The 9,115-nt window shown below is 71.8% G+C and carries 10 protein-coding genes and 1 pseudogene; all 11 read right to left on the bottom strand.

The genetic code is table 11. The features are described from left to right. A pseudogene (locus ABZ899_RS30930) lies at positions 1-153 on the bottom strand (ABC transporter ATP-binding protein); the annotation flags it as partial. Positions 154-186: 33 nt separating this feature from the next. Continuing rightward, positions 187-1,287, bottom strand: coding sequence for an aliphatic sulfonate ABC transporter substrate-binding protein (locus tag ABZ899_RS30925; protein WP_361352487.1), 1,101 nt, complete (start codon positions 1,285-1,287; stop codon positions 187-189). Positions 1,288-1,300: 13 nt separating this feature from the next. Further along, the gene (locus ABZ899_RS30920) at positions 1,301-2,635 is read right to left on the bottom strand and encodes a GTP-binding protein (protein ID WP_361352472.1); all 1,335 of its coding nucleotides are present in this window, start codon (positions 2,633-2,635) and stop codon (positions 1,301-1,303) included. Between the two features lie 2 nt (positions 2,636-2,637). After that, positions 2,638-3,576, bottom strand: a complete 939-nt coding sequence (cysD, locus tag ABZ899_RS30915; RefSeq protein WP_361352469.1) for a sulfate adenylyltransferase subunit CysD — start codon at positions 3,574-3,576, stop codon at positions 2,638-2,640. Further along, positions 3,573-4,109 (bottom strand): adenylyl-sulfate kinase, encoded by a 537-nt coding sequence (gene cysC / locus ABZ899_RS30910; RefSeq protein WP_361352484.1) that lies wholly within the window; start codon positions 4,107-4,109, stop codon positions 3,573-3,575. The genes cysD and cysC overlap by 4 nt, the downstream gene beginning before the upstream one ends. 26 nt (positions 4,110-4,135) lie before the next feature. Beyond that, positions 4,136-4,846 (bottom strand): phosphoadenylyl-sulfate reductase, encoded by a 711-nt coding sequence (locus ABZ899_RS30905; protein WP_361352466.1) that lies wholly within the window; start codon positions 4,844-4,846, stop codon positions 4,136-4,138. Next, positions 4,843-5,022, bottom strand: coding sequence for a hypothetical protein (locus ABZ899_RS30900; RefSeq protein WP_055624009.1), 180 nt, complete (start codon positions 5,020-5,022; stop codon positions 4,843-4,845). Before ABZ899_RS30900 ends, ABZ899_RS30905 begins: the two co-directional genes overlap by 4 nt. Next, a complete protein-coding gene (locus ABZ899_RS30895) occupies positions 5,019-6,719 on the bottom strand; it encodes a nitrite/sulfite reductase (protein WP_361352463.1) in 1,701 nt (566 codons plus the stop codon). Before ABZ899_RS30895 ends, ABZ899_RS30900 begins: the two co-directional genes overlap by 4 nt. Positions 6,720-6,848: 129 nt before the next feature. Then, a complete protein-coding gene (locus ABZ899_RS30890) occupies positions 6,849-6,932 on the bottom strand; it encodes a putative leader peptide (protein WP_351391960.1) in 84 nt (27 codons plus the stop codon). Between the two features lie 126 nt (positions 6,933-7,058). Further along, a complete protein-coding gene (locus tag ABZ899_RS30885) occupies positions 7,059-7,631 on the bottom strand; it encodes a GNAT family N-acetyltransferase (protein ID WP_361352460.1) in 573 nt (190 codons plus the stop codon). Between the two features lie 76 nt (positions 7,632-7,707). After that, the gene (locus ABZ899_RS30880; RefSeq protein ID WP_361352457.1) at positions 7,708-8,988 is read right to left on the bottom strand and encodes a hypothetical protein; all 1,281 of its coding nucleotides are present in this window, start codon (positions 8,986-8,988) and stop codon (positions 7,708-7,710) included. Positions 8,989-9,115 lie beyond the last annotated feature (127 nt).

Raw genomic sequence — 9,115 nt, 5'->3', positions numbered from 1 at the left:
GACGAACTCGCCGGGGGCGACGTCGAGGGTGATGTCGTCGAGGACGAGCTGCTGCCCGCCCGGGCCGGCGAAGGACTTCGAGACGTGCTCGATCCTGGCGGCGTGCTCGACGGACGCGTCCGTGCCGGTGGCCGTGGCGAGGGCGGTGGCCATGGTCGTCACCTCCTGGGAACTCGATGGATGGGCTTACTCGACGCCGAGACCGGCGTCGTCGACCGCGGGTGCGCCCTCGGCCTTCAGGACCTTGTTCAGCGGGCCCAGGTCGTAGATGCCGGTCAGGTCGGGCCGTTGGAGCAGACCCGCCTGGACCGCGTGACGGGCCTGGGTGCGCAGGGTGGCCGCCAGCGGGTCGTCGGTGACCGCGAGGGACCGCCACGCCGGGTCCAGGACGGCGGCGGGCAGCGGCTTGCCCGTGTCGGCCTCCAGCTGGGCGTTGGCGGCGGCCTTCGCCCGCCCCTCGTGGGCGGTGATCCAGCGGTTCGCCTTCACCGAGGCGCGCAGGACGGCCTCGACGGCCTTCGGGTGCTCCTTCAGGAAGCGCTGCGACACCACGACGTTCGTGATCACGAACTTCTTACCGGGCCACAGACCGGACTCGTCGAGCAGCACCTTGCCGCCCTCGGCGACCAGCTTCGAGGCCGTCGGCTCGGGCACCCAGGCGCCGTCGACCGAACCGGACCTGTAGGCGTCCGGGGTGATCTTGTTGTCGGTGCGGACGACGGACACGTCGCCCTTGCCGCTCTCGGCGTCGACCTTCCAGCCCTGCTCCGCGGCCCAGTTGAGGAACGCCACGTCCTGGGTGTTGCCGAGCTGCGGGGTCGCGATCCGCTTCCCCTTGACGTCCTTCAGGGACTTGATCTTCTTCGGGTCCACGACGAGCTTCACCCCGCCCGACGCCGAACCCGAGACGATCCGCAGGTTCCCGCCCCGCGCCTTGACATAGCCGTTGACGGCGGGGGAGGGGCCGATCCAGCCGATGTCGACGGAACCGGAGTTCAGCGCCTCGATCTCCGACGGACCGGCGTTGAACGTGGCGTACTCCGCCCGCGTGCCGCCCAGCTCCTTCTGGAACAGGCCCTCGTGCCGGCCGACCAGGGCCGTGGCGTGGGTCAGGTTCCCGAAGTAGCCGATGCGCACCGACTCCAGGCCGTCCACCTTGGCCGCCCCGGCGACGGCGTGCTCGCCGGAGTCCTTGGCCTGCGAGCCGTAGCCGCACGCCGCGAGGGCGAGCAGCGGCAGCGCGGCCAGGACGGCGAGCGTCCGGCGCGGGGCGCGGTGGGCGGACACGGAACGTGCCACGTCAGAAATCCCACCCGTCGTCCTCGGGCTCCTCCTTGACCGGCTCCGGGGAGGCGAAGGACTCGCCGACCATGCCCGCGGTGAGCGTGGTGCCGTCGCTCGGGTCGATCAGGATGAACGAGCCCGTGCGGCGGGAGTCGGCGTAGGAGTCGACCGGCAGCGGCTCGGCGGTGCGCACCTTGACGCGGCCGATGTCGTTGGCGACGAGCTGCCCGGGGTGCGGGTGCAGGGACAGGTCGGCGAGCGTGAGCCGGGACGGGATGTCCTTGACGATCGCCTTGACCGTCCGGGTGCCGTGCTTGAGCAGCACCCGGTGGCCGACGGTCAGCGGGGCGTCGGCGACATGGCAGACCGTGGCCTCGATGTCCTGCGAGGTCGGGGGCGCGTCCGCGGTCGGCACGATCAGGTCGCCGCGCGAGACGTCGATGTCGTCCTCCAGCAGGACGGTCACCGACTGGGTGGTCCACGCGACGTCGACGGGCTCGCCGAGCAGGTCGATGCCCGAGATCCGCGACGTACGGCCGGACGGCAGCACGGTCACCTGCTCGCCGACGCGGAACGAGCCGGCGGCGATCTGGCCGGCGTAGCCCCGGTAGTCGGGGTGCTCGGCGCTCTGCGGCCGGATCACGTACTGCACGGGCAGCCGGGCGTGGCAGTGGCTCAGGTCGTGGCTGACCGGGACCGTCTCCAGGTGCTCCAGGAACGTCGGCCCGCCGTACCAGTCCATGTGCGCGGACGGGTCCACCACGTTGTCGCCGGCCAGCGCCGAGATCGGGATGGCGGTGATCTCCGGGACGCCCAGCTCCAGCGCGTACGCCGTGAACTCCTCGGCGATCGCGGCGAACACGGACTCCTGGTAGTCCACCAGGTCCATCTTGTTCACGGCGAGCACCACGTGCGGGACCCGCAGCAGGGCGGCGATGGCCGCGTGCCGCCGGGTCTGCTCGACCACGCCGTTGCGGGCGTCGACGAGGACCACGGTCAGCTCGGCGGTGGAGGCGCCGGTCACCATGTTGCGGGTGTACTGCACATGGCCCGGGGTGTCGGCGAGGATGAACCGGCGGCGCGGCGTGGCGAAGTAACGGTACGCCACGTCGATGGTGATGCCCTGCTCGCGCTCGGCGCGCAGGCCGTCGGTGAGCAGCGCGAGGTCGGGGGCGTCCTGACCGCGGTTGCGGGAGGCGTGCTCGACGGCCTCCAGCTGGTCGGCGAGCACCGACTTGGAGTCGTGCAGCAGCCGCCCGACCAGCGTGGACTTGCCGTCGTCGACGGAGCCGGCGGTGGCGAACCGCAGCAGGGTGGTGGCCGAGAGTTCCTCGGTCGTCGTGGTGCTCATGCTTAGAAGTACCCCTCGCGCTTACGGTCTTCCATCGCGGCCTCGGAGAGCTTGTCGTCGGCGCGGGTGGCGCCGCGTTCGGTGAGCCGGGACGCGGCGATCTCGGTGATGACCTGCTCCAGGCTCACCGCGTCGGACTCCACGGCCCCGGTGCAGGACATGTCGCCGACGGTGCGGTAGCGCACGAGGCGCTTCTCGACGGTCTCGTCGTCCTTGGGGCCGCCCCACTCGCCGGCCGTCAGCCACATGCCGTTGCGCAGGAACACCTCGCGCTCGTGCGCGAAGTAGATCTGCGGCAGCTCGATGCCCTCGCGGGCGATGTACTGCCAGACGTCCAGCTCGGTCCAGTTGGACAGCGGGAAGACCCGGACGTGCTCGCCGGGCGCGTGCCGGCCGTTGTACAGGTTCCACAGCTCGGGGCGCTGGCGGCGCGGGTCCCACTGCGAGAACTCGTCGCGGAGGCTGAACACCCGCTCCTTGGCGCGGGCCTTCTCCTCGTCGCGGCGCCCGCCGCCGAAGACCGCGTCGAACTTCTCCGCCTGGATCCTCTCCGTCAGCGGCAGCGTCTGCAGCGGGTTGCGGGTGCCGTCCGGGCGCTCCTTGAGCACACCCCGGTCGATGTAGTCCTGCACCGAGGCGACGTGCAGCCGCAGCCGGTGCCGCTCGACCGTGCGGTCCCGGTACTCGATGACCTCGGGGAAGTTGTGGCCCGTGTCCACGTGCAGCAGCGAGAAGGGCACCGGCGCGGGCGCGAACGCCTTCAGCGCCAGGTGCAGCATGACGATGGAGTCCTTGCCGCCCGAGAACAGGATCACCGGCCGCTCGAACTCGCCGGCCACCTCACGGAAGATGTGGACGGCCTCGGACTCCAGGGCGTCCAGGTGCGACAGGGCGTACGGGCTGCCCGTACCCTCCTGCGGCGTCGCGACGGTCGTCGTCATGCCAGTCCCCTTTCGGTGAGCAGGGCGTACACGGACGCCGCGGACTCCTGCACGGTCTGGTGCTGCGACTCGATCCGCAGATCCGGCGACTCGGGCTCCTCGTACGGGTCGTCGACCCCGGTGAGCCCGGTCAGCTCACCCGCGGCCTGCTTGGCGTACAGACCCTTCACATCGCGGACGGAGCACACGTCGACCGGCGTGGCCACGTGCACCTCCAGATAGGGCGACCCGCCCTCCTGGTGGCGCTTGCGGACCGCCTCGCGGCTGTCGGCGTAGGGCGCGATCACCGGGACGAGCGCCTTGACGCCGTTGCGGGCGAGCAGTTCGGCGACGAAGCCGATGCGCTGCACGTTGGTGTGCCGGTCCTCGCGGCCGAAGCCGAGGCCCGCCGAGATGAACTCGCGGATCTCGTCGCCGTCGAGGACCTCGACCCGGTGGCCCTCGGCTCGCAGCCGGCCGGCCAGTTCGTGGGCGATGGTGGTCTTGCCGGCGCTCGGCAGACCCGTGAGCCAGACGGTGGCTCCGGTCGTCACGTGGTTCTCCTGGGTCTGGGGGGTCGTCATCCGTGCAGTCCGCACTCGGTCTTGGTGCGGCCCGCCCAGCGGCCGGCGCGCGCGTCCTCGCCCGCGAGGACCCGGCGGGTGCACGGGGCGCAGCCCACGGAGGCGTAGCCGTCCGTCAGCAGCGGATTGGTCAGCACGCCGTGTTCGGCGACGTAGGCGTCCACGTCGTCCTGGGTCCAGCGGGCGATGGGGGAGACCTTCACCTTGCGCCGCTTCTCGTCCCAGCCGACCACCGGGGTGTTCGCCCGGGTGGGGGACTCGTCGCGGCGCAGCCCGGTCGCCCAGGCCACGTAGTCCGTGAGGCCCCGCTCCAGCGGCTCGACCTTGCGCAGAGCGCAGCACAGGTCGGGGTCGCGGTCGTGCAGCCTCGGGCCGTACTCGGCGTCCTGCTCGGCGACCGTCTGCCGGGGGGTGAGGGTGATGACGTTGACGTCCATCACGGCCTCGACGGCGTCCCGGGTGCCGATGGTCTCCTCGAAGTGGTAGCCGGTGTCCAGGAACACCACGTCGACGCCGGGCATCGCACGGGAGGCGAGGTGGGCGACGACCGCGTCCTCCATCGAGGAGGTCACGCAGAACCGCTCGCCGAAGGTCCCGGCCGCCCACTGGAGGATCTCCAGCGCGGAGGCGTCCTCCAGGTCGCGGCCCGCCTGCTCGGCGAGCGCCCGCAGCTCGTCCGTCGTGTGCTCGTGCCGAGTCGCCGTCATATCTCGTCTCCCCCGGTGTCGTCGTGCCGAAGGCCCCGTGCGAGCAGCCCGAGGAACTTCAGCCGGAAGGCGCGGTTGCACGCGGCGCACTCCCAGGCGCCGTGGCCCTCCTCGCTCGGGCGCAGGTCCTCGTCGCCGCAGTAGGGGCAGTAGAAGGGCGCGGCCCGCTCGCTCATGACAGGGCCTCCTGCGAGGCGCGCGCGGCCCAGGCCGCGAACCGCTCGCCCTCCTCACGCTCCGCCTGGAAGCGCTTGAGGACCCGCTCGATGTAGTCGGGCAGCTCCTCGGAGGTGACCTTCAGGCCGCGGACCTTGCGGCCGAACCCGGCCTCCAGGCCGAGCGCGCCGCCGAGGTGCACCTGGTAGCCCTCGACCTGCTCGCCCCGGTCGTTCAGGACCAGCTGGCCCTTGAGACCGATGTCCGCCACCTGGATACGGGCGCAGGCGTTCGGGCAGCCGTTGAGGTTGATGGTCAGCGGCTCGGCGAAGTCCGGCAGGCGGCGCTCCAGTTCGTCGATCAGCTGGGAGCCGCGCTGCTTGGTCTCGACGATCGCGAGCTTGCAGAACTCGATGCCGGTGCAGGCCATCGTGCCGCGCCGGAAGGTGGACGGCCGCGCGGTCAGGTCCAGCGCCTCCAGGCCCTCGACCAGCGAGTCGACCCGGTCCTGCTCGACGTCGAGCACGATCATCTTCTGCTCGACGGTGGTGCGCACCCGGCCCGAGCCATGGGCCTCGGCCAGGTCGGCGATCTTCGTGAGCGTGGCGCCGTCGACGCGTCCCACGCGCGGGGCGAAGCCGACGTAGAAGCGGCCGTCTTGCTGCCGGTGCACGCCGATGTGGTCGCGCCACTGCTGGACGGGCTGCTCGGGCGCGGGCCCGTCGATCAGCCGGCGCCCGCCCAGGTACTCGTCCTCCAGCACCTGGCGGAACTTCTCCGCGCCCCAGTCGGCGACGAGGAACTTCAGACGGGCCCGGTTGCGCAGCCGGCGGTAGCCGTAGTCGCGGAAGATCGAGATGACGCCCTCGTAGACGTCCGGCACCTCGTCGATCGGCACCCAGGCGCCGAGGCGGACACCCAGCTTGGGGTTGGTGGACAGGCCGCCGCCGACCCACACGTCGAAGCCGGGACCGTGCTCGGGGTGCCGTACGCCGACGAACGCGACGTCGTTGATCTCGTGCACCACGTCCAGCAGCGGCGATCCCGAGATGGCCGTCTTGAACTTGCGGGGCAGGTTCGAGTACGCCTTGTTGTTCAGGACGCGGCGCTTCATCTCCTCCAGCGCGGGGGTGGCGTCGATGATCTCGTCCTCGGCGATCCCGGCGACCGGCGAGCCGATCATCACGCGCGGGGTGTCGCCGCAGGCGGTGATCGTGGACAGCCCCACGCCCTCCAGCCGCTCCCAGATCGCGGGGACGTCCTCGATCCGGATCCAGTGGTACTGGACGTTCTGCCGGTCCGTGATGTCCGCGGTCCCGCGCGCGTACTCCTGCGAGATCTCGCCGATCACCCGCAGCTGCTGGGTGGTGAGCGCTCCGCCGTCGATGCGGACGCGCAGCATGAAGTAGGAGTCGTCCAGCTCCTCCGGCTCCAGGACGGCCGTCTTGCCGCCGTCGATCCCGGGCTTGCGCTGGGTGTACAGACCCCACCAGCGCATCCGTCCGCGCAGGTCGTTGGGGTCGATGGAGTCGAAGCCGCGCTTGGAGTAGATCGTCTCAATGCGTGTCCGCACATTGAGACCGTCGTCGTCCTTCTTGAACTGCTCGTTGCCGTTCAGCGGGGTGTGGTGGCCCACGGCCCACTGACCCTCACCGCGGTGACGGCTCACCTTGCGGCGCGGAGTCGCGGCAGCAGGCTTCTGCGGGGTGGCGGCCATGGTTGATACGTCCTTCGGGACAGGCGGGAATGCGGCTTGACCTGCGCATACGGGCGCACGGGCAGAGGTGCGCGGCATCGCGCGGGACGGAAGCGGGAATGGCGGGGGGAGTCGGGCGCCGCAGGGCGGTCAGCGCACCGGACAGATGGCGCTGGACATGCGGCCCAGGTCGACGTGCCGCCGACTCACCAAGGCAATTCCAGTTCCAGGCATGACGGAAGCGTGTCACGGCGATCTGAGACCAGTCCAGCTTCGTCCGAGATGCGGACACCCTTGTCCCGCAGAGTGAGACAAGGGTGTCGTCGGTCACATGACCCGATCGGGTCGTTTCCGGCCAGGTCAGCCAGGGTACGCCCCGGGCCACGGGCCGGGCGTCGCCACCTCGGCCTCCTCCTCGACCTTCGTGTCGAACAGCGTGAAGCCCCGGCGCTGGTAGTTGGCCATCGCGTGCTCCCCGTCCTTGCTGCACGTGTGCAGCCACACCCGCTTGGTCGGCGGCAGCTCCGGCCAGCGCTCGGCCAGGTCCCAGGCGCGGGCGGTGCCGTACGCCAGCAGATGGCCGCCGATCCGCCGCCCGCGGAAGGCCGGGATCAGGCCGAAGTAGACGAGTTCCACGACCCCGCCGTCCTGCGCCTCGAGCTCCACATAGCCCGCCGGCGTCCCGCGGTCGTACGCCACCCAGGTCTCGACGCCCGGACGCGCCAGCTGCTCCTGCCACCGCGCGAAGCTCCAGCCGAGCCGGTCCACCCAGCGGATGTCACCGCCGACGGACGCGTACAGGAAACGGCTGAACTCGGGCGAGGGGACCTCGGCGCGGACGACCCGCACGTCCCCGTCCGGCGCGGCGGCCGGGAGGAGGTCGGTGGGGGAGGTCTGTTCCAGGGACCAGGTGGTCACGGCGATGTCGGGCATGCCGTCAGGCAATCATCCCGACGGCGGATCTGTCGATCGGCCCCCCGCCCCGGCCACCCCGGCCGGGGCCCGCCCCTCAGTCCAGGGCGGCGTCGATCGACCGCAGCGGCACCGCGAACAGCGTCCGCCCCGACTGCGACCACACCTCGCCGGTCGCCTCCCAGTACGACAGGGAACCGGCTCCCACGCCCCAGCACCTCGGGGCGCCCTCCGTGCCGCACCGCGTCGCCTCGGCGCCGTCGGTGTCCTGGCGCCACAGGCTGCCGTGCCGGTCCGTACGGGCCGGAGCGCGGCCCACGTACCAGCCGGCCCGGTCCGTCCCCGGTGCCCGGCGCGACAGCACTCCCTCGACGCCGGACGCCTCCGTCTCGAACGCCTCGACGGCCCGGACCACTCCGGTGCCGTCCGTGGCCAGCAGACCGGTCCGGGCCGGGTCCTTGCTGAACGCGTACCGCCACAGCCGGGCGTGCCCGTCGCCGTCCGCCGCGGTCCGCTCGCTCGCGACCAGGCTGTCCGGCGCCGTGCTGCGGTCCAGCGACACCGCCCCCAGCCGGGGCGCGTCCTGGCCGGTCAGCCGGTACGAGCCGACGGCCGGCAGCACGAAACCGAGGCCGTGCGCCGACCAGCCCGAGCCCACCCGGCCCACGGCGGCACTGTCGACCGTGGTGCGCTGGACGCGGTCCAGGTCGTACACGTACAGCCCGTCGCCCGCGGTGACCAGCAGCTTGTCCTGATACCAGACCATGCCCGACAGGCGGGACGTCATCGGTCGGTAGTCCCGCCCGCCGTCCACCGGGACCACGAGCAGCGCCGAGGTGTACAGCAGCCGGCCCATGTCGGTGGCGTCCACGAACGACACCCGGGCCAGCCGGCCGGCGCCCTGGCTCCAGCCGGACAGGATCACCCGGTGGTCGTTCCACCAGCCGTCGTCGTCGGCGTCGCCCGAGGTGGTCACCGCTCCCGCCCGCCAGGACCGGGTGTCCCCGGCGTCCCAGCAGTACGCGCGGGTGGCCGCCGGTGCGACCGGCAGCCCGGTGCGCTCCCCGGCCGTGCAGCCGTCCGCGTCACGCAGCGTGTGCTCGGCGCCCTCCAGGACGGCGCCCACCCCGACCGGCTTCCCCATCGCGGAGGACAGCCGGTCGAGCGTCGCCTCGGGGACCAACTGCTCGCGCAGCCGCAGCGCGTCCGTCCCGGCGGCCCCCGAGAGCGGCTTCAAGGCCCCGGGATCGTCACCCACCGTGGCCTGCGAGGCGCTGATCATCGTGGCGGCGGCGGTGAGCGCCAGGGCGGTTCCCGCGAGGAACGCGCGCAGCGCACGGCCCTGTCTGCGTCGACGGTGTCTGCCGCGGTGCTTCATCAAACCTCCCGAGGCGAGCCAACTGCGCCCATCGGTCCGAGCGTTGACCGAAGAAGCAGGTGGGGCGGCCCGTATCAGGGATGCTACGGCAGGAAGGCGCTCTCGGGGACGAAGACCCTGCAAATAT

Origin of the sequence: Streptomyces sp. NPDC046859, from assembly GCF_040645135.1 — a bacterium.
Classification (GTDB): domain Bacteria; phylum Actinomycetota; class Actinomycetes; order Streptomycetales; family Streptomycetaceae; genus Streptomyces.
Note: the sequence above shows the minus strand (reverse complement) of the source record. Positions and strands in the feature narration are given on the sequence as shown.

What these genes read in the sequence shown, in the direction of transcription:
- ABZ899_RS30920 (WP_361352472.1), bottom strand. Translation starts at nt 2,635, where the DNA reads ATGAGCACCACGACGACCGAGGAACTCTCGGCCACCACCCTGCTGCGG.
- cysD (WP_361352469.1), bottom strand. Translation starts at nt 3,576, where the DNA reads ATGACGACGACCGTCGCGACGCCGCAGGAGGGTACGGGCAGCCCGTAC.
- ABZ899_RS30905 (WP_361352466.1), bottom strand. Translation starts at nt 4,846, where the DNA reads ATGACGGCGACTCGGCACGAGCACACGACGGACGAGCTGCGGGCGCTC.
- ABZ899_RS30900 (WP_055624009.1), bottom strand. Translation starts at nt 5,022, where the DNA reads ATGAGCGAGCGGGCCGCGCCCTTCTACTGCCCCTACTGCGGCGACGAG.
- ABZ899_RS30895 (WP_361352463.1), bottom strand. Translation starts at nt 6,719, where the DNA reads ATGGCCGCCACCCCGCAGAAGCCTGCTGCCGCGACTCCGCGCCGCAAG.
- ABZ899_RS30890 (WP_351391960.1), bottom strand. Translation starts at nt 6,932, where the DNA reads ATGCCTGGAACTGGAATTGCCTTGGTGAGTCGGCGGCACGTCGACCTG.
- ABZ899_RS30885 (WP_361352460.1), bottom strand. Translation starts at nt 7,631, where the DNA reads ATGCCCGACATCGCCGTGACCACCTGGTCCCTGGAACAGACCTCCCCC.
- ABZ899_RS30880 (WP_361352457.1), bottom strand. Translation starts at nt 8,988, where the DNA reads ATGAAGCACCGCGGCAGACACCGTCGACGCAGACAGGGCCGTGCGCTG.